Source organism: Streptomyces sp. NBC_00306, assembly GCF_036169555.1.
Classification (GTDB): domain Bacteria; phylum Actinomycetota; class Actinomycetes; order Streptomycetales; family Streptomycetaceae; genus Streptomyces; species Streptomyces achmelvichensis.
In genome coordinates, this window is the sequence record NZ_CP108032.1 from 6,025,254 (window position 1) to 6,048,110 (window position 22,857).

A 22,857-nucleotide genomic window follows, 5' to 3' on the forward strand; every position below is an offset into this window, starting at 1 on the left:
AAATTGAGCATAACGATCCGGCTGCAAACGGACACTATGCGTGAACGCGCTGACGCAGGGCGTACGGTCGGCGTACCGGGTGGATAACGGAAAGCGTCGGGAGTGGGAAAGTCTCTTGACTGTCCGCCCGGGAATCGGCCTTGATGCCCTGGTACGCCGGAAGACCGCACGACCGAAGGGGGGCCATGAGGCTGCTGCTCGTCGAGGACGACGACCATGTCGCCGCCGCCCTGTCCGCGGTGCTCGCCCGGCACGGATTCGACGTCGTGCACGCTCGCAACGGCGAGCAGGCCCTGCACGCGGTGCTGCCGGCGACGCACCCCGACAAGCCGCCGTTCGGCGTCGTCCTGCTCGACCTGGGGCTGCCCGACCAGGACGGCTACCAAGTGTGCGGAAAGCTCCGGAAGATCACGTCGACCCCGGTGATCATGGTGACCGCACGCGCCGATGTGCGCTCCCGGATCCACGGCCTCAACCTCGGCGCCGACGACTATGTCGTCAAGCCGTACGACACCGGCGAACTGCTGGCCCGTATCCACGCCGTCAGCCGGCGCAAGTCGGGAGGCGACGAACCGGCGGTGGTCGTGGGTGACGAGGCGCTGCGGCTCGGTGCCGTGACCATCGAGCTGCCCACCCGGCGCGTCAGCGTCGACGGCGCCCCGGTACAGCTCACCCGCAAGGAGTTCGACCTGTTGGCGCTGCTCGCCCAGCGGCCCGGTGTGGTCTTCCGCCGGGAACAGATCATCAGCGAGGTCTGGCGCACCAGTTGGGAAGGCACCGGCCGCACGCTCGAGGTGCACGTCGCCTCCCTGCGCTCCAAGCTCCGGATGCCCGCACTGATCGAGACCGTGCGTGGCGTCGGCTACCGCCTGGTCGCCCCGGCCGCGTAACTCCCTGTGCGTACCCGACTTCTTCCGCTCCTCATCGTCCTCATGGCGGGCGTGCTGCTCGCGCTCGGCTTTCCGCTCGCGGTGAGCGTCGCGGCGGCGGAGCAGCAGCGGGTGGTCGTGGACCGTATCGACGACACGGTGCGCTTCGCGGCGCTCGCGCAGTTCGTCACCGACCCTTCCAGCCTGGACGAGCGGCGCTCCACGCTCCAGGAGCAGCTCCGCCGCTACCACGCCACGTACGGCATCAAGGCCGCCGTCTTCTACCGCGACGGCGATGCCTTGGCCCGCGCGCCCGAGGACTGGTCCGTGCCGACGGACGGCGAGGGCCGGGAGGCCTTCAGGGACGCCCTGTCGGGCCGCCGCAGCCAGGACCCGCCGCAGGTGTGGCCGTGGCAGCAGGGCGGCCGTCTCGTCGTCGCCTCGCCCGTCGTACGGGACGGGGACGTCGTCGCGGTCGTCTTCACCGACTCGCCCACCAGCCAGCTGCGCTCGCGTGTGCTGCGCGGCTGGCTGCTGATCATCGCCGGCGAGAGCGCGGCCATGCTGGTCGCCGTCGGCGCGGCCATCCGTCTGACCGGGTGGGTGCTGCGGCCGGTCCGCGTCCTCGACGCCGCCACGCACGACATCGCGACGGGCCGGATGAAGTCGCGGGTCGCCGCGGCCGGCGGGCCGCCCGAGCTCAGACGGCTGGCCGGCTCGTTCAACGAGATGGCGGACAACGTCGAGCAAGTGCTGGAGCAGCAGCGCGCGTTCGTCGCCGACGCCTCCCACCAACTGCGCAACCCCCTGGCCGCGCTGCTGCTGCGTATCGAACTCCTCGCCCTCGAACTGCCCGAAGGCAACGAGGAGATCGCCTCCGTCCGTACCGAGGGGAAGCGTCTCGCCCAGGTCCTCGACGATCTGCTGGACCTGGCGCTGGCCGAGCACGCCGCCGCGGATCTGCAGCTCACCGACATCGGTGAGCTGGCGGCAGAACGCGTCGCCGCCTGGCGTCCGCTCGCCGAGGAGAAGGGCATCCGGCTCGTCGAGCACCGGGCCGCGGTCACCGCCTGGGTCGACCCGATCGCCCTGTCCAGCGCCTTGGACGCGGTGATCGACAACGCCCTGAAGTTCACGCCGGCGGGCGAGGAGGTCACGGTGACGGTCGCCTCCAACGGCGAGAGGTCCACCATCGTGATCACCGACTGCGGACCCGGCCTGACCGACGAGGAGCTCACGCGCGTCGGCGACCGCTTCTGGCGCAGCGGCCGCCACCAGAACGTCAAGGGCTCGGGCCTCGGACTGTCCATCTCGCGCGCCCTGCTGTCGGCGGGCGGCGGTCGGATCTCTTACGCGCACCATGATCCGCGCGGACTTGTGGTGACGGTGAGTGTGCCGCGCACGTCTCCGTGAGGGACGCCGCGAGCGGCCGGTCCTGGCGGGGCTCAGGGTGTGCGGGAGCCGCAGCGGCTCTCGCGTGAAGCGGAGCCGTACTCGCTCAGGGCTTCGACGAGCTGTAGTAGCGCCGGGCGCCCTCGTGCAGTGGCAGCGGGTCGGTGTAGACCGCGGTCCGCAGGTCCACCAGCTGGGCGGGATGGACGGTGTTGCCGATCCGGTCGCGGCTCCTGATCACCGTACGGGTGAACCCCTCCACCATCGCCGGGTCGATCCGGTCGGTCGTCACCAGCAGGTTCGCCACCGCCATCGTCGGTACGGTCGCCCCGCTCTGCGCCTCGAGGTAGGCGTCGGGCGGCATGATGGCCGAGCGGTAGTAGTTCGCCGCGCTGGCGACGTGCAGTTTCTCCACCAGTTCCGACTCCAGCGGCACGAGCCGGATCTGGTAGCGCTCCGACAGCTTCTGCACGGTGCTGGTGGGCAGACCGCCCGACCAGAAGAAGGCGTCGAGCTTTCCGCGCTCCAGCTGCGACGGCATGGTGTCGATGCCGGCCGGCACGGCCGTGATGTCGCTCTTGGGATCGATGCCCGCGGCGGTCAGCAGCCGCTCGGCGACCAGACGCACTCCTGACCCCACCTGGCCCACGCCGACCTTCCTGCCGCGCAGGTCCTCGATATTGAACACCGGCGAGTTCCGGGGCACCACGAGCTGGACATAGTCGTCGTACAGGCGCGCACAGCCCCGCAGCCGCTCCGCGCCCGCCTTGTTCTCCCGCTTGTACTTCGCGACGGCATCGGCGGTGGCGATGGTGAAGTCGGCCTCGCCGGAGGCCACCCGCGCCAGATTCTCCTGCGACCCCTCGCTGAGCCGCAGATCTATGTCGACGTCCGGCAGGTCCTTGGCGAGCGCGTCCTTCAGCAGCACGCCGTAACGCTGGTAGACACCGCTCTGCGAGCCCGTACTGAACGTGATCGAGCCCTCCGGCGAGGTGCTGCCGAAGGGCAGCAGCCACCAGAGCAGCAGCCCCACCACCGCGAGCGCGGTGGCCGACGTCTGCAGAGCACGACGACGGCTGACACGGGACAAGGGCTGGAGCATGCTGGCGATCCTGCCAGCTCACTCCCTGTGATGGCCAGGCCCTGCCTCGTGGAAGGCCGGGGCGGAGGGCCGGTGCCACCCCGTACCCTGGTTGGCGCGATGAGTGCGAAAACTTACGAGGTGCGCACCTACGGGTGCCAGATGAACGTCCACGACTCCGAGCGCCTGTCGGGCCTGCTGGAGGGTGCCGGATACGTCCGTGCGCCCGAGGGGGCCGACGGTGACGCCGATGTCGTCGTCTTCAACACCTGCGCGGTGCGGGAGAACGCGGACAACAAGCTGTACGGCAATCTCGGCCGGCTCGCCCCGATGAAGACCAAGCGACCCGGCATGCAGATCGCCGTCGGAGGCTGCCTGGCCCAGAAGGACCGCGACACGATCGTCACCAGAGCGCCCTGGGTCGACGTCGTCTTCGGCACGCACAACATCGGCAAGCTGCCCGTCCTGCTGGAGCGCGCCCGCGTCCAGGAAGAGGCGCAGGTCGAGATCGCCGAGTCGCTCGAGGCCTTCCCCTCGACGCTGCCGACCCGCCGCGAGTCGGCGTACGCGGCCTGGGTCTCGATCTCCGTCGGCTGCAACAACACGTGCACCTTCTGCATCGTCCCCGCGCTCCGCGGCAAGGAAAAGGACCGCCGGCCGGGCGACATCCTCGCCGAGATCGAGGCACTCGTCGCCGAGGGCGTCTCCGAGATCACCCTGCTCGGCCAGAACGTCAATGCGTACGGCTCCGACATCGGCGACCGTGAGGCGTTCAGCAAGCTGCTGCGCGCCTGCGGTGCGATCGAGGGTCTCGAGCGCGTGCGCTTCACCTCACCGCACCCGCGCGACTTCACGGACGATGTCATCGCGGCCATGGCCGAGACCCCGAACGTGATGCCGCAGCTGCACATGCCGCTGCAGTCCGGTTCGGACACCGTGCTCAAGGCCATGCGTCGCTCGTACCGGCAGGAGCGTTTCCTCGGGATCATCGAGAAGGTGCGCACCGCGATCCCGCACGCCGCCATCTCCACCGACATCATCGTGGGCTTCCCCGGCGAGACCGAGGAGGACTTCGAGCAGACGATGCACACGGTGCGCGAGGCACGTTTCGCGAACGCCTTCACCTTCCAGTACTCCAAGCGCCCCGGCACTCCGGCCGCCACCATGGACGGCCAGATCCCCAAGGAGGTCGTGCAGGCGCGCTACGAGCGTCTGGTCGCCCTCCAGGAGGAGATCTCCTGGGCGGAGAACAAGAAGCAGGTCGGCCGGGTCCTCGACGTCATGGTCGCCGAGGGTGAGGGCCGCAAGGACGGTGCCACCCACCGTCTGTCGGGCCGTGCGCCCGACAACCGCCTGGTGCACTTCACCAAGCCGGACGAGGCGGTACGGCCGGGCGACGTGGTGACGGTCGAGGTCACCTACGCGGCGCCGCACCATCTGCTCGCGGAGGGCCGGGCCACGTCGGTGCGCCGCACCCGCGCGGGCGACGCCTGGGAGAAGCGCAATGCCACGCAGGCGGCGCAGCCCGCGGGCGTGATGCTGGGTCTGCCGAAGATCGGCGTTCCGGAGCCGCTTCCGGCGGCCGCGGCACCGGGCTGCGGCTGCGACTAGGTGTATTGACCTGGAGGGTTGTTCACGCGGCTGATGGGTGGCTGGCCTCCGAGTGCGGTGTGGCAGCGATGGTAGTTGTAGGTGTGCAGGAAGTCGGCGAGTGCGGCCGTGCGCTGGTCGTTGCTGGTGTAGGGCCGCTGGTAGGCCCATTCGTCGAGCAGGGTGCGGTTGAAGCGTTCGACTTTCCCGTTGGTCTGCGGCCGGTAGGGGCGGGTGAGTTTGCCGGCCGCGCCGAGGTCGGCCAGGGCCTGCTTCCAGAGGCTGCTTTTGCGGTAGGACCAGGCGTTGTCGGTCAGCACGCGTTCGATCCGGTCGATGCCGTGGGTGGCGAAGAACGTGGCTGCCCGGCTCAGGAAGGCGGCGCAGGTGGCGGCTTTCTCATCGTGGTGGACCTCGCTGTAGGCGAGGCGGGTGTGGTCGTCGACCGCGGAGTGGACGTAGTCGAATCCGACGCCGGTCTTGGTCGGGCGGCTTTCGGGCCGTCCCAGGACGCGCCAGCCGCCGCCGTCCGGGATCCGGCCGAGTTTCTTCACGTCGACGTGCACCAGCTCGCCGGGCCTCTCGCGCTCGTAGCGGCGGATCACCTGCCCGGTGGGCCGGTCCAGGAAGGCCAGGCGGTTCAGGCCGTGACGAGCAAGGATCCGGTGCACGGTCGAGGCGGGCAGTCCCAGGATCGGGCCGATCCGCGCCGGACCGAGCTTGCGCTCCTTGCGTAGTCGGCAGACCCGGCCCTCGGTCTCGGCCGCGGTCCTGTGCGGTGTCGTATGCGGCCGGCTGGACCGGTCCCGCAATCCGGCCTCGCCCTCCGCCCGCCACCGCCGCACCCATTTGTGAGCCGTGGTGCGGGATATGCCCATCTCGGCCGCGACATGCGCGACCGGACGGCCCGAACGGACACGTTCAACCAGCAGCCGCCTGCCGTGAATGGTCAGCCGGGCATTACGGTGGGACACGAAGACCTCCGTGCGGTGCAGTCCTAGACAGCTCCACCACACCGGAGGTCTTCGCCATGATCAAGACCCACAACAGTCAACAACGCTCGTGATCAATACAACTAGGTCCTGTCCGGGCGGTCTTCGAGGATCGGCCTGTGGCGTCGGTTGCGGTGCATCGCACGGCGGTGGGGGCATCCCCGGCCGGAGGCTGGGGGAGATCGTCCTCGTACTGGGCGTACTCGGGCGACTTTGACAACACAGCGTGGGGGCACCTTCCGTGCCCGAAGGGCTACGGGGGAGTGCCGTAGCTGTCGTCACAGGCCCGACAAGATCGCCCGGACAGGGCCCAGGACCGGGTCCGGACGGGGCCTGAGCGACTGGACGCCGCCAGGCCCTCCGCGGGGCTTTCGACCGACCGCGCCGCGGCTTGCCCGGGCGGACTAGGCTGCCGATCATGCTTGTCGCCGCCGCCGTGTGCCCCAGTCCGCCGCTGCTCGTGCCCGAGGTCGCCGCGGGCGCCGCGCCCGAACTCGACGTGGCGCGTACCGCGTGCGCGGATGCCCTTGGGGTGCTCGCCGCCGCCCGCCCCGATCTGCTGGTCGTGGTCGGGCCCACCGGTGAGAGCGACAGCGGTCCGTATGCCGCCGGGGCGCCCGGTTCCTTCCGTGGCTTCGGCGTGGACGTCGATGTCCGCCTCGGTGACGACCGGGCTCAGACGCTGGACCGGATCCTGCCGCTGCCTCTCGCGGTCGGTGCCTGGCTGCTCGACCGCGCCCAGTGGTCGGGCCCGGTGGAGGGCCTCGGTGTCGGCGAGGACCTCTCTGCCGAGCGCTGCGCCGAGACGGGGCGGGAGCTCGGTGCCCGGGCCGGGCGGGTCGCTCTGCTGGTGATGGGCGACGGCAGCGCCTGCCGCACGCTCAAGGCACCGGGCTACCTGGACGAGAGGGCCGCGGACTTCGACGCGCTCGCCGCGCGTGCGCTCGGCGACGCCGATGTCGAGGCGCTGAAGGCACTGGACGAGTCCCTGGCGTATGAACTCAAGGCGGCGGGGCGGGCCCCCTGGCAGGTTCTCGCCGGGGCGGCCGAGGGCGCCGATCCTGAGGGCCGGCTGCTGTACGACGACGCTCCGTACGGCGTCGGCTACTTCGTGGCCACCTGGTCCTGGACCGGCCACCTGGTCCTGGACCGGCCCCCGGCCCTGGACCGGTAGTGGTGCGCTCCCGGGCCCGTCGACTCAACGGCGGACGGCCGCGGACATGTCGTTCCGCGGCCGTCCGCCGTTCAGTACCGCCGGCCCGGAGAGCAGGCGGTTTGGTGGCTGCCGAGCAACCTCAGGTGCGCGCGCTCTCGCCCGCTGTCGTCTCCGCCGCCTCCTCGGCCGACTGCTGCTTCGGGATCTCCACGACGTCGGCGCTGGGGGCCTCCGCGGCCTCCGGCTCGTCGGACGTGGCGGCCTCCGGCGTCACCGGGGACGCCTCCGCCTCGGGGGCGGCCTCGCGGGCGGTCTCCGAGGCCGCGTCGGAGACTGCTTCGGCAGCGCCATCGGCCGGGTCCTCCGCCGTCACCGGCGCGGCGTTCGTCTCCTCGGACGGCGCCTCGGGTGTCGCCTTACGGCGGAAACGTGAAAAAACGCCCATATCTACTCCAAAACCTACTCGTGTGGGCGAAGTTCCGTACCGCCCGGAGCGTCTCCTTGCGCCGCCCGCGGGCACCGGTCGGTAAACCGGCGTTCGGAACCTCGCAACAGGCAACGAACCCCCGGCCGTACCGTCACCTCGCTCGTTCGGGGACTCCTCCGCATGTTTGCGAAACTGGGTCGGTGAGAACTGCAGCTCCCGCACCGCGGGTCATCGCCGTCGTCGGTCCCACCGCGGCCGGAAAGTCCGATCTGGGTGTCTTTCTCGCCCAGCAGCTCGGGGGCGAGGTCGTCAACTCCGACTCCATGCAGCTCTACCGGGGGATGGACATCGGCACCGCCAAACTGACGCCCGGCGAGCGCGGCGGCGTCCCGCACCATCTCCTCGACATCTGGGACGTCACCGAGGCCGCGAGCGTCGCCGAGTACCAGAGGCTGGCCCGCGCGGAGATCGACCGGCTGCTCGCCGCGGGCCGCACCCCGGTTCTCGTCGGCGGTTCCGGGCTGTACGTACGCGGTGCCATCGACGCCCTCGAATTCCCCGGCACCGACCCGGCGATCCGCGCCCGCCTGGAGGACGAACTCGCCGAGCTCGGCCCCGGCGCTCTGCACGACCGGCTCGCCGCCGCCGATCCCGGCGCGGGCAAGGCGATCCTCCCCAGCAACGGCCGCCGTATCGTCCGAGCACTCGAAGTGATCGAGATCACCGGCCGGCCCTTCACTGCCAATCTGCCCGGCCATGACGCCGTCTACGACACCGTGCAGATCGGCGTCGACGTCGAGCGGCCCGAGCTCGACGAACGCATCGCGCTGCGTGTCGACCGGATGTGGGAGGCGGGGCTCGTCGACGAGGTGCGCGCCCTGGAGGCGCTGGGACTGCGGGAGGGGCGCACGGCCTCACGCGCGCTCGGCTACCAGCAGGTCCTCACGGCGCTCGCGGGGGAGTGCACCGAGCAGGAGGCGCGCGCGGAGACCGTACGCGCTACCAAACGCTTCGCGCGCCGTCAGGATTCGTGGTTCCGCAGGGACCCGCGTGTGCACTGGCTGAGCGGGGCTGCCGCCCACCGGGAGGAACTTCCGCATCAGGCGCTGACGTTGGTCGAACGAGCGGTCACAGCCTGATCACGTGATGGCATCGGGACGCCCTGCCCGTCATTTCGGCGCCCCGGACCGTGCCATCATCGAGCATCGATCGACGGTGAGTCCGAGTTGGGAGGGCGCGTGGCGATGGAGGCCGGCCCTCATGACACAGAGCAACAACCGCTGGGCGCGACGGACAGCGCGTCCCGGTTGAGCCCTGACGGACCCGACGAGCAGGACGTTCTCGCGGACGAGGTCGAGGTCGAACTCCGGCCGCCGCGCCGGCTGCGGATCTGGCAGCTCGCCCCCATCGTGATGCTCGCCGCCCTCGGCTCGCTGATGTTCGCCTTCCCCCTCGCCTTCGGCACCGGGGACGGCGGCGCGGTCGTCGCCATGTTGGGCCTCCTGATCAGCTGCTGCGCCGCGGGCTGGGGCGTCATGGCCGCCCGCCGGGTCGGCCACATCTGGCCCGGACTGCCGCCCCGCGGCTCCGGCGAACGTCCCGACTGGCGTGTCATCGCCCTCTACGTCGGCGTGGGCGTCGTCATCGTCACGCTCGCCGTCTGGCGCGTGGCCCGCCTCCGCTGACTCCTGCCGCGGCGCACCCCTCGGTCGCGCCGGGGAGTCCGCCTCGGATCACCCGTTGTCGCACCATCCTCGTACGATGGACGGCGTGAGCACCTCGCAGACCTCGGCGGTCCCCTTCCTCAAGGGTCACGGGACCGAGAACGACTTCGTGATCGTCCCCGACCCGGACAACGTCATCGACCTGCCCGCCTCCGTCGTCGGGCGGCTGTGCGACCGCCGGGCCGGCATCGGCGGAGACGGGCTGCTGCACGTCGTGCGCTCCGCGGCCCATCCCGAGGCGCGGGCCATGGCGGACGAGGCCGCATGGTTCATGGACTACCGCAATGCCGACGGGTCCATCGCCGAGATGTGCGGCAACGGCGTACGCGTCTTCGCCCGCTACCTCCAGCGGGCGGGCCATGTCGAGTCCGGCGATCTCGCCGTGGCCACCCGCGGCGGCGTCAAGACCGTGCACATCGCGAAGGGCGCACCCGGCAGCGGAGCCGACGCGGGTGACATCACCGTGTCGATGGGCCGGGCGGCCCTGCCCGGACAGACCGTCACCGTCACGGTGCAGGACCACAGTTGGCCCACACAGAACGTGAACATGGGCAATCCGCACGCCGTCGCCTTCGTCGAGCACCTCGACGACGCGGGCACCCTGTACACCGAACCGTCCTTCTCCCCGGCGGCCGTCTACCCGGACGGGGTGAACGTCGAGTTCGTCGTCGACCGCGGTGAACGCCATGTCGCCATGCGGGTACACGAACGCGGCTCCGGCGAGACCCGCTCCTGCGGCACCGGTGCCTGCGCCGTCGCCGTCGCGGCGGCCCGCAGGGACGGCATCGACCCCGCGGCCACCGGTGTCCCCGTGACGTACACCGTGGATCTGCCGGGCGGACGGCTGGTGATCACGGAGCGTCCCGACGGAGAGGTCGAGATGACCGGGCCCGCTGTGATCGTCGCCGAGGGGTACATCGAGTCCGGTCTCCTCGCACAGACCGAAACCCCGCTCGGATAGAGCTTCGCTCGAATGGGTGATCCGGTTCACGCTCAGCGAGAGCCGGACTGCGCCACGTGGTGGGCTCGGTAGCATCAAGCACCGGCCCGGAGGGCACGCCTGCTCTTCCACCGCCGGTCGATTGTTGCCGGAGGTGCCCCCATGAGTGCAGAGGCCGCCAACCCTGGTGCCCACAGCCGCAGACGCGGCCGTCCCAGGATCGACCTCCGCCGGCTGGGGCGTGCCGCGCTCCTCGGACCCGCCGGGCGTGACCGGCTGCCCGACGCCATCGGGCATGTCGCCGAAGCGCACCGCGCCCACCACCCCGACGCCGACCTCGCCATCCTGCACAAGGCGTACGTCCTGGCGGAGACGTCGCACCGCGGACAGTTCCGCAAGAGCGGCGAGCCCTACATCACCCATCCGCTCGCGGTCACGCTGATCCTCGCCGAACTGGGCGCCGAGACCACGACGTTGACGGCGTCTCTGCTCCACGACACCGTCGAGGACACCGATGTGACGCTGGAGCAGGTGAAGGCGGAGTTCGGCGCCGAAGTCGCCTATCTCGTCGACGGAGTCACCAAGCTGGAGAAGGTCGACTACGGCGCCGCCGCCGAACCCGAGACCTTCCGGAAAATGCTCGTCGCCACCGGCAACGACGTCCGCGTCATGTCCATCAAGCTCGCGGACCGGTTGCACAACATGCGCACGCTCGGTGTGATGCGCCCCGAGAAACAGGCCCGCATCGCCAAGGTCACCCGCGACGTCCTCATCCCGCTCGCCGAACGGCTCGGCGTCCAGGCGCTCAAGACCGAGCTGGAAGACCTCGTCTTCGCCATCCTTCACCCGGAGGAGTACGAGCAGACCCGCGCCTTGATCGCCGAGAACACCGCCGCCGGAGAGCTGCTCGATGCCATGGCGGAGCGATTCGGCGCGGTGCTGCGGGAGGCGGACATCACCGCCGAAGTCCTCATCAGGCCGCGGCACTTCGTCTCCGTTCACCGCGTCAGCCTCAAGCGCGGCGATCTGCGCGGCACGGACTTCGGACGCCTGCTGGTCCTCGTCGGCGAGGATGCCGACTGCTACGCGGTCCTCGGCGAACTGCACACCTGCTTCACGCCGGTGATCTCCGAGTTCAAGGACTTCATCGCCGCCCCCAAGTTCAACCTGTACCAGTCGCTGCACACCGCCGTCGCGGGCCCGGACGGTGCGGTCGCCGAAGTCCTCATCCGTACGCACCAGATGCACAAGGTCGCCGAGGCCGGCGTCATCGCGCTCGGCAATCCGTACGTACCCCTGGAAGGTGCGGAACCGGCCGACGGCGAGCGCGCCGACCCCACCCGGCCGGGCTGGCTCTCCCGGCTGCTGGAGTGGCAGGAGTCCACGCCGGACCCCGACACCTTCTGGACGTCGCTGCACGCCGATCTGGCGCAGGACCGCGAGATCACGGTCTTCCGTGCCGACGGGCGGATGCTCGGTCTGCCCGCGGGCGCGAGCTGCGTCGACGCCGCCTACGCGCAGTACGGCGAGGAGGCCCACGCCTGCATCGGCGCGCGCGTCAACGGCCGTCTGGCGACGCTGAGTACGGTGCTCAGCGACGGCGACACGGTGCATCTGCTGCTTGCCCACGACTCCGCATCGGGGCCCTCGCCGGAATGGCTCGACCACGCCCGCACGCCCGCGGCGCGCATCGCCATCACCACCTGGCTCCAGGCCAACCCCGAGGAGACCAAGGACGCGGCGGCGGCGCCCCGCCGGCCCGTACCCGTCACCACCGAGCGGCCCGCCGACGCGAACGCGGTCGTCGATCTGCCCGACGCGACCGTACGGCTCGCCGGCTGTTGTACACCCGTACCGCCCGACGCCGTCACCGGCTTCGCCGTACGCGGCGGAGTGGTGACCGTCCATCGCGAGGAGTGTTCCGCCGTCGCGCGGATGAGGTCCCTGGAGCGCGAGCCGATCAAGGTCAGCTGGGGCGACGCCGCCGCATGCCGGGTCACCCTGGTCGCCGAGTCCTTCGGCCGTCCCCGGCTCCTCGCCGATCTCACCGAGGCCATCGCCACCGAGGGCGCCGCCATCGTCTCCGCGACCGTCGAGCCGCCGAGCCAGTCGCGCGTCCGCCACACCTACACCCTGCAACTCCCCGACGCGGCCGGGCTTCCCGCCCTGATGCGCGCCATGCGCGATGTGCCGGGGGTGTACGACGTGAGCCGCACCCAGCATCCGGCGGCCACCACCTGACCTCGTTCGGGTGGCGCGACGCGCGTCGTCACCGCCGCCGCCGTACGCGCTGGTAGCGGTAGGGCATGCTGCTCTCTTCCCGGCGCCGTCTGCGTGCCGCCCTGCTGGCCGCCGCGTCGGCCACCCTCGTCGCCGCCGCCCTGCCGTCACCGACGCCGCTCGGCATCGGCGACCCGCTGTTCCCGCACCTCGGCAATCCCGGCTACGACGTGGTCGCCTACGACATCGACCTCACCTACAACGGCACCAACACCACACCGCTGGACGCCGTCACCAGGATCGACGCCGTCGCCACCCAGCGGCTCGACCGCATCAACCTCGACTTCACCCACGGCACGGTGAGCGAAGTCGTGGTGAACGGCCTTCCGGCCGAGTTCGCCACCGCGGGCGAGGACCTCGTCGTCGAACCGGCCGTCGCCCTTCAACGCGGCTCCCAGGTGCGCATCACCGTCGCGCACACCAGCGACCCGAGGGGCGCGGCCAGTGCGGGCGGCTGGGTGCGCACCGGGGACGGGCTGGCCATGGCCAACCAGGCCGACGCCGCCCACCGGGTGTTCCCGTCGAACGACCATCCCGCCGACAAGGCGTTCTTCACCTTCCGCATCACCGCCCCCAGCCAGCTCACGGCGGTGGCCAACGGGCTCGCCGAGTCGAAGCGCCGGAACGGCACCACCACCACCTGGTCCTACCGCACCGCCCACCCCATGGCCACCGAGCTGGCGCAGGTCTCCATCGGCTCCTCGGCCGTGGTGAACCGCCACGGCCCCGGCGGACTGCCCGTGCGCGACGTGGTCCCCGCGAAGGACCGGGACCGGCTGGAGAAGTGGCTGGCGAAGACGCCCGGCCAGCTCGAGTGGATGGAGGAGAAGGCCGGCCGCTACCCCTTCGAGACCTACGGCGTGCTGGTCGCCGACGCCGACACCGGGTACGAGCTGGAGACCCAGACCCTCTCGCTGTTCGAACGCGCGCTCTTCACGAACCCCGCCTACCCGGAGTGGTACGTCGACTCGATCATGGTGCACGAGCTGGCCCACCAGTGGTTCGGCAACAGCGTCTCACCCCGCACCTGGTCCGACCTGTGGCTCAACGAAGGCCACGCCACCTGGTACGAAGCCCTCTACGCGGAGGAGAAGTCCGGCCACACGGTCGAGAGCCGGATGCGCGAGGCGTACAAGCACTCCGACCAGTGGCGGACCGACGGCGGCCCGCCGGCGGCACCGAAGCCGCCCGCCCCGGGGAAGAAGATCAGCCTCTTCCGCCCGGTGGTCTACGACGGCAGCGCGCTGGCCCTCTACGCACTGCGGCAGACGATCGGCAAGGAGGCCTTCGAGAAGTTGGAGCGGACCTGGGTGAGTGAGCACCGGGACGGCACCGCGACCACCGCGGACTTCACCGCACTCGCCTCCGAGATCGCGGGGCGTGACCTCTCGGTGTTCTTCCGTGAGTGGCTCTACGGGCAGCGGACCCCGGCCATGCCGGGCCACCCGGACTGGCGTACCACGGCTCCGAAGCAGGCCGCGGCCCGGTGAAATAAGGGTGACGGCCCCGGAGGCACCGTGCGACCATCATCAGGTCGGCGACGCGGCCGGGGCCGGAATCTCCCCACGGGAATGATCCGGGCCCGTCACCCGTTGTCACTGACATACGTACCGGAGCTCTCCGGCACGTCACGGCATTTTTCTTCGACGCAAAGGATCCAATGACCTCCTCTTCATCCCCTTCCCAGGACGAGCAGAGTTTCGCGGAGACGCGCACCGAGAGCCTTCGGGCCGATGCCCTGATGGAAGAGGACGTCGCCTGGAGCCACGAGATCGACGGAGACCGGGACGGCGATCAGTTCGACCGTTCCGAGCGTGCGGCGCTACGGCGTGTGGCGGGCCTCTCCACCGAGCTCGAGGACGTCACCGAGGTCGAGTACCGGCAGCTGCGCCTGGAGCGCGTGGTGCTCGTCGGTGTCTGGACCACGGGGACGGTGCAGGACTCGGAGAACTCCCTCGCAGAGCTTGCGGCCCTCGCCGAGACGGCGGGCGCCCTGGTCCTCGACGGTGTCATCCAGCGCCGCGACAAGCCGGACCCGGCCACCTACATCGGCTCCGGCAAGGCGCAGGAGCTGCGGGACATCGTGCTCGAGACCGGCGCCGACACCGTTGTCTGCGACGGTGAGCTGAGCCCCGGCCAGCTGATCCACCTGGAAGACGTCGTCAAGGTCAAGGTGGTCGACCGGACCGCACTGATCCTCGACATCTTCGCCCAGCACGCCAAGTCCCGAGAGGGCAAGGCGCAGGTGGCCCTGGCACAGATGCAGTACATGCTGCCGAGGCTGCGCGGCTGGGGTCAGTCGCTGTCCCGGCAGATGGGTGGCGGCGGCGGTGGCGGCATGGCCACCCGAGGCCCCGGTGAGACCAAGATCGAGACGGACCGTCGTCGGATCCGCGAGAAGATGGCGAAGATGCGCCGGGAGATCGCGGAGATGAAGACCGGCCGCGAGATCAAGCGGCAGGAGCGCCGGCGCAACAAGGTGCCTTCCGTGGCGATCGCCGGTTACACCAACGCCGGAAAGTCGTCCCTGCTCAACCGCCTCACGGGCGCCGGTGTCCTGGTGGAGAACTCCCTGTTCGCCACCCTGGACCCGACCGTCCGCCGAGCCGAGACGCCGAGCGGCCGGCTCTACACGCTGGCCGACACCGTCGGGTTCGTACGGCATCTGCCGCACCACCTCGTCGAGGCGTTCCGCTCCACCATGGAAGAGGTCGGTGACGCCGATCTGATCCTGCACGTGGTGGACGGCTCGCACCCCGCACCGGAGGAGCAGCTGGCCGCCGTGCGTGAGGTGATCCGCGATGTGGGTGCGGTCGACGTACCCGAGATCGTGGTGATCAACAAGGCGGACGCGGCCGACCCGCTGGTGCTGCAGCGACTGCTGCGCATCGAGCGGCACGCGATCGCGGTGTCGGCCCGGACCGGCAAGGGTATCGACGAGCTGCTGGCGCTCATCGACATCGAACTGCCGCGGCCCGAGGTCGAGATCGAGGCACTCGTTCCGTACACGCAGGGCAGCCTGGTCTCGCGGGTGCACGCCGACGGTGAGGTCCTCTCCGAGGAGCACACCACGGAGGGCACTCTGCTCAAGGCGCGGGTGCACGAGGAGCTGGCCGCCGCGCTGGCCCCCTATGTACCGGTGCCTCACTGATCGCCCGACTGATCGCGCACTGATCACAGCCGACGGCGCCCGCCCCTCGTCGAGAGGGGCGGGCGCCGTCGCTCTGTTGCGCGGGCTGTCCGGCGGTGGTGGTCCGCGCTCACCCGAGGGTGACGTCCCGCGCCGGGTCTACTGGTTCGCGAACTTGTCGCTCATCGTCGTGTAGATCTGCTGCGCGCCCTCACCCAGGCGCGGGCCCGCCAGCCAGCCCGAGGTGACCGGGCCGATGGACGTGTTGGACACGAGCGCGAGCTTGCCGTTCGGCTGGGTGGCGAACCATCCGCCGCCGGACGAACCGCCGGTCATCGTGCAGCCGATCCGCCACATCGTGGGCGTGCCCGGCGCGATGGAGAGACGGCCGGGACGGTCGATGCACTTGTGCATGATCGCGCCGTCGTACGGCGGTGCTGCCGGGTAGCCCCACGCGCCCATCGAGCTGATGCTCCGTGCCTCGGGAGCGGCGAAGTTCACGTCGAGCGCGACTCCGACGGTCTCCTCTAGCGACTTGCCGCCCCGCTCCGGCTTCACATGCATCACGGCGTAGTCGTACGGAGCGCCCGTGCCACCGGTGGGACCGCCCTGGCTGATCCACTCGCCGGAGGTCGAGACCCAGTCCGCCCAGTACACGCCGAACGGAGCGACGTCCTGCGGCTGCGCGGACTCCAGCGCCGCGGGGGACTGGCCCTTGCTGTTGTAGGCGGGGACGAAGGCGATGTTGCGGTACCAGCCGCCCGCCTGACCGGCGTGGACACAATGACCCGCGGTCCAGACGAGGTTGGACTTGCCCGGGTTCTTCGGGTCCTTGACGACGGTGGCCGAGCAGACCATCGAGCCCTGCGGGGCATCGAAGAAGACCTTGCCGACCGGTGCGGCGTTCTGGACGTACGGCTTCTTCTCCGGGACGGCCTGCACCGGGCGCGGCTCCGGGTCGGTGACGTCCTGATCGCCGGAGATGTCGCCGGCGGCGAGCGTCTTCGCCGGCGCCTTGGCCGTCGTCATCCGCTCGGGCTTCCACAGTCCCTCGATCACCGGGTTGACGAAGTCCTTGGCCTCACGCAGCCACGTGTCCTTGTTCCAGTTCTTCCACTCGCCGTTCTTCCACTTCTCCGGGTCGACACCGTGCTCCTTGAGCCGGTCGGCCAGATCCGCGGGAATCTCGGCGCCGCCCTGATCGGCGGCGGAGCTGGAAGAAGCGGGCTTGTCGGCGGCCTTGTCCTCACCCGGGCCACATGCGGTGGCCGTCAGCGCGAGCGCCGCGGCGGTGCCGATGACGGCCACCAGCGGACGTATGGATCGCATGGAAACGATTCCCCCTGAAGGTGCTTTCTGTAGATGCTTCTGACGTGCTGCGGAATGCGTCATGAACGCGTCACGTGACAGGCCGTGCACCGGTCATGCGAAAGGGCGGCCTTCCGGGGCCGCCCGCTACCGCGGGGCCACTCTATGACGGTGGCATGCCACGGAGTTGGGGCGGACCCTCACCTGCACGGAGTCTCCACGAGGCGGGACGTCATTGGGCTCCGCGGGCACTGGCGAACGCCGGTTCAGAACGCCGGGCCAACGCTCAACGCCGGATGCCCGCATGGAGAAGGCAGGGGCCCGCGACCGCCCGGCCACGGGCCCCTGCCCTTCATTCCTTCGAAACCGTGCCTACTGGCCGGCGAACTTCTTGCTCACGGCGTCGTAGATGGCCTTCGCCCCGTCACCCAGGCGCGGGCCGGCCAGCCAGCCGGCCGTGACCGGGCCGATCGAGGTGTTGGACACCAGCGCGGGCTTGCCGTCCTGGCCCTCGGCCACCCAGCCGCCGCCGGACGAACCGCCGGTCATGGTGCACCCGATGCGGTGCATCGTGGGCTCGTCGGCCTTGAGGGAGAGACGGCCCGGCTTGTCGGCGCACTGGAACATCTTCTCGCCGTCGAACGGCGGCGCCGCCGGGTACCCCGTGGCGGTCATCTTGGCGATGTCCGTCGCGGCCGGTGCGTTGAAGTCGACGGGGAGCGCGGAACCGACCGTCTCCTCCAGCGACTTGCCCGTGCCGCCCTTCTCCGGGGTCACATGGATCACGGCGTAGTCGTACGGCGCGCCCTGACCGCCCGTCGCCGCACCCTGGTTGATCCACTGCTCGGACGTCTGGGCCCAGTCGCCCCACCACACACCGTACGGAGCGATCTCTTCCCTGGGCGCCTTCGCCAGCTCGGCGGTGGACTTGGCGCTGTCGTTGTACGACGGCACGAAGGCGATGTTGCGGTACCAGCCGCCGTTCTTGCCTGCGTGCACGCAGTGGCCCGCCGTCCACACCATGTTGGACTTGCCGGGGTGCGCCGGGTCCTTCACGACGGTCGCCGAACAGACCATGGAACCGTCGGGGCCGTCGAAGAGGAGCTTGCCCGCCTCGGGCTCGCTGGAGTTGTACGGGGCCTTCACCGCCTGCGCCTTCACCGGGTCCGGCGTCGGGTCGGTGACACCCTCGTCACCGGAGATGTCGGGGTCGACCGGCTTCTCCGGCGGCTTCTCCGCCTCACGCATCCGGTCCGGGTCCCACAGGTCCTCGATGATCGGGTTGACGAAGTCCTGGGCCTCGCGCAGCCACTTGTCCCGGTCCCAGTTCTTCCACTCGCCGTTCTTCCACTTGTCCAGATCGATCCCGTGCTCCTTGAGCCGGTCCTTGAGATCGTCCGGAATGGTGATCTTGCCGTCGGTGGACTCGCTGGCGGCGGCGCTCGGCTTGTCGCCCGCGTTGTCCTCGCTCGGACCGCAGGCAGTGGCAGCCAGTGCGAGCACGGCGGCGAAGGATGCCGCTGCCAGCTTCGGGCGAATGGGTCGCATGTCGTGATCCCCCTGGGACTTCAGAACTGATGAGCTATTGAACCGTCGAACTGCCGGAACCCTACAAGGGCCCCCGCTCCCGGCGGTGATGCCCGGAGCCGGAAGGCGTCCCCCACTATGCCGGTGCCGTTGGGGACGGCACGCGGCAGGTTCGCGGTTCCGCCGGCCCAAGGATCTTCCGATTGCCCGTGATCTCCGGCTTCCGGCGTCGTTGGTACGTACGGGGGACACCAGGACAGCGTTCATCCCAGGTGGGCGGCGTACGGACGCCGTACCGATGTGCAACGCAACTGTTACAGCTGGAGGACCAACAGCCGTGGCCGTGACCGAACCTGCTCCGGCGCCGCCGGCCGCGCATGAGGGAATTCTCCGTCGGCAGTCGCTGCGCGAGTCCGCGGCCAGGACCTACGCGCGCTCGCTGCCCATCGTTCCCGTGCGCGCACGAGGGCTCACGATCGAGGGTGCGGACGGCCGGCGCTACCTGGACTGCCTCTCCGGGGCGGGGACCCTGGCGCTCGGTCACAACCACCCGGTGGTGCTCGAAGCCATCAAGAAGGTCCTCGACTCCGGCGCACCCCTCCACGTCCTGGACCTCGCGACCCCGGTCAAGGACGCCTTCACCACCGAGCTCTTTGCCACGCTGCCCCGGGAGTTGGCCGATGACGCCCGCATCCAGTTCTGCGGGCCCGCGGGCACCGACGCCGTCGAAGCGGCCCTCAAGCTCGTGCGCAAGGCGACCGGCCGCTCCGGGCTTCTTGCCTTCACCGGTGCGTATCACGGCATGACGTCCGGTGCCCTCGACGTGTCCGGCGGCGCGACCGACGTCCGGGTGAGCCGGCTGCCGTTTCCTCAGAACTACCGCTGTCCCTACGGCGTCGGTGGTGAGCGCGGAGCCGAACTGGGCGCGCGGTGGACCGAGAGCCTTCTCGACGATCCCCAGAGCGGTGTGCCGATGCCGGCCGGGATGATCCTCGAACCCGTCCAGGGGGAGGGCGGAGTGAACCCGGCCCCCGACAACTGGATGCGCAGAATGCGGGAGATCACCGCGGACCGCGCCATCCCGCTGATCGCCGACGAAGTGCAGACCGGAGTGGGGCGCACCGGCACCTTCTGGGCTGTGGAACACAGCGGAGTCGTCCCCGATGTCATGGTCCTCTCCAAAGCGATCGGCGGCTCCCTCCCGCTGGCTGTGATCGTCTACCGCTCCGAGCTCGACGCCTGGCAACCAGGCGCGCACGCAGGCACCTTCCGTGGCAACCAGCTCGCCATGGCCGCCGGTGCGGCCACACTCGCCTTCGTACGCGAGAACCGGCTGGCCGACCGCGCCGCCACCCTGGGCGCCCGCATGCTCGGCCGCCTCCAGGGCCTGGCGACGGCCCACCCCTGCATCGGGGACGTCCGAGGGCGGGGCCTCATGATCGGCGTCGAACTCGTCGACCCGGATTCCGCGGCCCCGGACGCGATGGTGCCCCCGCCCGCCCCGGAACTCGCCTCGGCCGTCCAGCAGCAGTGCCTCGACCGCGGGCTCATCGTCGAACTCGGCGGCCGGCACTCCGCCGTCGTACGGCTCCTTCCTCCTCTCACCCTCACCGACGAACAGGCGATGGCCGTCCTCGACCGATTCGCCGACGCTCTGGCCGCGGCCGAGCGGTCCCTGCGTGGACGCAACGACACCAGGCAGTCCTCCTGACGGACAGAACGCAAGGAAGCATCCGTGAACCCCATTCCCGTTCCCGACGCCCCCGAGGCCGACGGCCGTTCCACCGCTGCCGACCGCCGACACGACGGTGACCAGGGCCCTCTCACGGCCGAGTCGGCGACGGTGCCGCGCCAGCAGGGGAGCCATGGTGCACCGCAGCCTCCTGCGGTGCTGCCCATCGGAGCCCTGAACACCGAACTTCTCGACCACCCCGACGCCCACCGCGCGGCGGACGCGGCAGCGGTCGAGAGCCTGCTCCGTTGCTGGGCGCGGGAGAACAACCTCGACAGGCCCGAAGGACCCGCCCTGCGCATCCCTCTGCACGCCAGCGGCACCGCGCTGCTCGTCCCTGTGCGCTACTGGTCGGCCGCAGGCCTGCACCGCTTCGGCGCGCCCTCCATGGAGAGTGCACTTCGCGACGCGCAGGCCGTCGACGCCGTGACCGTCGCCGCCCTTCTCAGCCGGGAAGCCGGCCAGAGCGAAGGGACCGATCTGGTCGGCCGCGTCGCCGACTCCGTACGCCGCACAGCCGACTTCATCGCCGACCGCCGCGTCCGCCCCACCCCCGCGGCCGAGTCGGATCTCTTCCTCAACGCCGAGCAGTCGCTGCTGCTCGGCCACCCCCTGCACCCGACGCCCAAGAGCCGAGAAGGGCTCTCCGAGAGCGAAATCCGGAGCTATTCACCGGAGTTGTACGGCTCCTTCCCTCTGCACTGGATGGCCGTGGACCGGTCCGTCCTCGCCACCGATTCCGCGTGGACCGAGCAGGGCCGCGCGCTGCCCGCCGAACAGCTCACCGCCCGGCTCAGCGGCGACCTGGCACTCCCCGACAGATGCGTCGCCCTGCCCCTGCACCCATGGCAGGCACGAGAGCTGCGGGACCGCCCCGCTGTCGCCGCACTCCTTGATGCCGGTCTTCTCCATGACCTCGGCGCCCACGGAGATCCCTGGCACCCCACCTCCTCGATCCGGACCGTGCACCGCCCCGGCGCCCCCGCCATGCTCAAACTCTCCCTCGGCCTGCGCATCACCAACTCCCGTCGTGAGAACCTCCGCAAGGAACTCCACCGCGGTGTCGAGGTCCACCGACTGCTGCGCACCGGCCTGGCCAAGCAGTGGCGGGCGGCTCACCCCGGTTTCGACATCGTCCGCGACCCCGCCTGGCTCGCCGTGGACACCGCCGACGGTGAACCGGTGCCGGGGCTCGACGTCCTGCTCCGGCACAACCCGTTCGGGCCCGGGGACGACGCCGCCTGCATGGCAGGACTGACCGCCCTCCGGCCCTGGCCCGGGCACCCGGGCATGCACTCGCGCCTCGCCGAGCTCGTGGGCCGACTGGCCGTGCGCACCGGCAGGCCCGTCGGCGCCGTCGCCGCCGAGTGGTTCCTGCGCTACCTCGACCGCGTGGTCCGCCCCGTGCTCTGGCTGGACGGCACCGCGGGCATCGCCCTCGAAGCGCACCAGCAGAACACCCTCGTCATCCTCGACCCCGAAGGCTGGCCCGTCGGCGGCCGCTACCGGGACAACCAGGGCTACTACTTCCGCGAGTCGCACCGCGACGAACTCCAGCGCCGTCTCCCGGGCATCGGCACCCTCAGCGACACGTTCGTCTCCGACGCGGTGACCGACGAGCGCTTCGCCTACTACCTCGGCATCAACAACGTCCTCGGCCTGATCGGTGCTTTCGGAGCACAGCGCCTCGCCGACGAGCGGATCCTCATCGCCGGCCTGCGCCGCTTCCTCGCGGCGGCCACCGGCCTCGGCTCCCCGCTGCCCGCGCAGCTCCTGGAGTCCCCGACCCTGCGCTCCAAGGCCAATCTGCTGACCCGGCTGCGCGGTCTCGACGAGCTCGTGGGCCCCGTCGACACCCAGTCCGTCTACGTCACCATCGCCAACCCCCTTCGTTCTTGAGGAAGCACACCCCTGACCGACCTGCGAGAGGAGAGCGCCGCAATGCCTCCCATCGATGCGAGCAACGGAACCGAAGCCGGTGCCGCCGCACCCCAGCTCGCCGACAGCGTCGAGGACACCCTCGATCTACGGATCCCGGACGAGCTTCTGGCGCTGTTCCGGGAGGGCGAGGCCGACGCTGCCCCCGAGCAGGTCGACGGCTGTGCCGGCGATCTGCTCGACCACCTCGCCGAATGGGGGCCGGCGACCACCTCCCACGGCTCCTTCCAGCTCGTCCCCGTGCGCGTCGAGCGGGACCTGGCCCTGATCAGCCGCTGGATGAACGACCCTGCTGTCGCAGCCTTCTGGGAGCTGGCGGGACCCGACTCCGTCACCGCCGCCCATCTGCGCACCCAGCTCGACGGCGACGGCCGCAGCTTCCCCTGCCTGGGTGTGCTCGATGGCGTGCCCATGAGCTACTTCGAGATCTACCGGGCCGACCTCGATCCCCTGGCGCGGCACTATCCGGCTCGTCCTCATGACACCGGCCTTCACCTCCTCGTCGGCGGTGTCGCCGACCGCGGCCGCGGCGTCGGCTCCACCCTGCTCAGAGCCGTCGCCGATCTCATCTTCGACAAGCGCCCCCGGTGTACACGCGTCATCGCAGAACCCGACCTCCGCAACACCCCCTCCGTCTCCGCCTTCCTCAGCGGTGGCTACCGCTACTCCGCGGAGATCGACCTTCCCCGCAAGCGGGCCGCTCTCATGGTCCGCGAGCGCGCGCTGCGCAACCTGCTGTGAACGATCCGCTGCCTTACATACACCGCTCGC

18 protein-coding genes are annotated in these 22,857 nt (G+C 70.4%); 13 read left to right on the forward strand and 5 right to left on the reverse strand.

The features are described from left to right. Positions 1-185 precede the first annotated feature (185 nt). Both OHA05_RS26950 and OHA05_RS26955 read left to right on the forward strand, forming a co-directional pair. Positions 186-890 (forward strand): response regulator transcription factor, encoded by a 705-nt coding sequence (locus OHA05_RS26950; RefSeq protein ID WP_328861917.1) that lies wholly within the window; start codon positions 186-188, stop codon positions 888-890. 6 nt (positions 891-896) lie between these two features. Next, the gene (locus OHA05_RS26955) at positions 897-2,282 is read left to right on the forward strand and encodes a sensor histidine kinase (RefSeq protein WP_313943710.1); all 1,386 of its coding nucleotides are present in this window, start codon (positions 897-899) and stop codon (positions 2,280-2,282) included. Between the two features lie 85 nt (positions 2,283-2,367). Here the strand turns inward: OHA05_RS26955 and OHA05_RS26960 are convergent, their stop codons facing one another. Further along, complete coding sequence (locus tag OHA05_RS26960; RefSeq protein ID WP_313943709.1) at positions 2,368-3,363, reverse strand: TAXI family TRAP transporter solute-binding subunit; 996 nt, start codon at positions 3,361-3,363, stop codon at positions 2,368-2,370. A gap of 99 nt (positions 3,364-3,462) precedes the next feature. On the opposite strand from OHA05_RS26960, the gene miaB reads away from it, so the two are divergent. Continuing rightward, on the forward strand, positions 3,463-4,953 hold the full coding sequence (gene miaB, locus OHA05_RS26965) for a tRNA (N6-isopentenyl adenosine(37)-C2)-methylthiotransferase MiaB (RefSeq protein ID WP_328861918.1): 1,491 nt from the start codon (positions 3,463-3,465) through the stop codon (positions 4,951-4,953). On the opposite strand, the gene OHA05_RS26970 is transcribed toward miaB, so the two are convergent. Then, entirely contained in the window at positions 4,950-5,906 is a 957-nt protein-coding gene (locus OHA05_RS26970; RefSeq protein ID WP_328861919.1) for an IS481 family transposase, read from the reverse strand. The two genes, miaB and OHA05_RS26970, sit on opposite strands and share 4 nt — an antisense overlap. Before the next feature lie 436 nt (positions 5,907-6,342). Between OHA05_RS26970 and OHA05_RS26975 the strand changes: the two genes are divergently transcribed. Then, complete coding sequence (locus OHA05_RS26975; protein WP_328861920.1) at positions 6,343-7,098, forward strand: class III extradiol dioxygenase subunit B-like domain-containing protein; 756 nt, start codon at positions 6,343-6,345, stop codon at positions 7,096-7,098. A 121-nt stretch (positions 7,099-7,219) separates the two neighbouring features. On the opposite strand, the gene OHA05_RS26980 is transcribed toward OHA05_RS26975, so the two are convergent. Next, on the reverse strand, positions 7,220-7,525 hold the full coding sequence (locus OHA05_RS26980) for a hypothetical protein (RefSeq protein WP_313943706.1): 306 nt from the start codon (positions 7,523-7,525) through the stop codon (positions 7,220-7,222). A gap of 182 nt (positions 7,526-7,707) precedes the next feature. Between OHA05_RS26980 and miaA the strand changes: the two genes are divergently transcribed. The 6 genes from miaA to hflX all read left to right on the forward strand — a co-directional run bounded on the left by miaA (position 7,708) and on the right by hflX (position 15,602). Beyond that, positions 7,708-8,646, forward strand: coding sequence for a tRNA (adenosine(37)-N6)-dimethylallyltransferase MiaA (gene miaA, locus OHA05_RS26985; protein ID WP_313943704.1), 939 nt, complete (start codon positions 7,708-7,710; stop codon positions 8,644-8,646). A 105-nt stretch (positions 8,647-8,751) separates the two neighbouring features. Then, on the forward strand, positions 8,752-9,192 hold the full coding sequence (locus tag OHA05_RS26990; protein ID WP_313948836.1) for a hypothetical protein: 441 nt from the start codon (positions 8,752-8,754) through the stop codon (positions 9,190-9,192). A gap of 76 nt (positions 9,193-9,268) precedes the next feature. Next, the gene (gene dapF, locus OHA05_RS26995; protein ID WP_328861921.1) at positions 9,269-10,192 is read left to right on the forward strand and encodes a diaminopimelate epimerase; all 924 of its coding nucleotides are present in this window, start codon (positions 9,269-9,271) and stop codon (positions 10,190-10,192) included. Between the two features lie 141 nt (positions 10,193-10,333). After that, complete coding sequence (locus OHA05_RS27000) at positions 10,334-12,412, forward strand: RelA/SpoT family protein (RefSeq protein WP_327679516.1); 2,079 nt, start codon at positions 10,334-10,336, stop codon at positions 12,410-12,412. Positions 12,413-12,477: 65 nt separating this feature from the next. After that, the gene (locus OHA05_RS27005; RefSeq protein WP_313943701.1) at positions 12,478-13,941 is read left to right on the forward strand and encodes a M1 family metallopeptidase; all 1,464 of its coding nucleotides are present in this window, start codon (positions 12,478-12,480) and stop codon (positions 13,939-13,941) included. A gap of 170 nt (positions 13,942-14,111) precedes the next feature. After that, positions 14,112-15,602 carry a GTPase HflX gene (gene hflX, locus OHA05_RS27010; protein ID WP_313943700.1) on the forward strand — a complete coding sequence of 497 codons (1,491 nt, stop codon included), beginning with the start codon at positions 14,112-14,114 and terminating at the stop codon, positions 15,600-15,602. 138 nt (positions 15,603-15,740) lie between these two features. On the opposite strand, the gene OHA05_RS27015 is transcribed toward hflX, so the two are convergent. Next, a complete protein-coding gene (locus OHA05_RS27015) occupies positions 15,741-16,910 on the reverse strand; it encodes a trypsin-like serine peptidase (protein WP_313943699.1) in 1,170 nt (389 codons plus the stop codon). Positions 16,911-17,261: 351 nt separating this feature from the next. Beyond that, complete coding sequence (locus tag OHA05_RS27020) at positions 17,262-18,437, reverse strand: trypsin-like serine peptidase (RefSeq protein ID WP_313943698.1); 1,176 nt, start codon at positions 18,435-18,437, stop codon at positions 17,262-17,264. Positions 18,438-18,753: 316 nt separating this feature from the next. Between OHA05_RS27020 and OHA05_RS27025 the strand changes: the two genes are divergently transcribed. Genes OHA05_RS27025 through OHA05_RS27035 form a run of 3 tightly spaced genes read left to right on the forward strand, consistent with a single transcriptional unit; the run spans position 18,754 to position 22,827 of the window. Then, on the forward strand, positions 18,754-20,127 hold the full coding sequence (locus OHA05_RS27025) for a diaminobutyrate--2-oxoglutarate transaminase family protein (RefSeq protein WP_313943697.1): 1,374 nt from the start codon (positions 18,754-18,756) through the stop codon (positions 20,125-20,127). Positions 20,128-20,151: 24 nt separating this feature from the next. Beyond that, positions 20,152-22,047, forward strand: a complete 1,896-nt coding sequence (locus OHA05_RS27030) for an IucA/IucC family protein (RefSeq protein ID WP_328861922.1) — start codon at positions 20,152-20,154, stop codon at positions 22,045-22,047. A gap of 42 nt (positions 22,048-22,089) precedes the next feature. Further along, positions 22,090-22,827, forward strand: coding sequence for a GNAT family N-acetyltransferase (locus tag OHA05_RS27035; protein ID WP_328861923.1), 738 nt, complete (start codon positions 22,090-22,092; stop codon positions 22,825-22,827). Positions 22,828-22,857 lie beyond the last annotated feature (30 nt).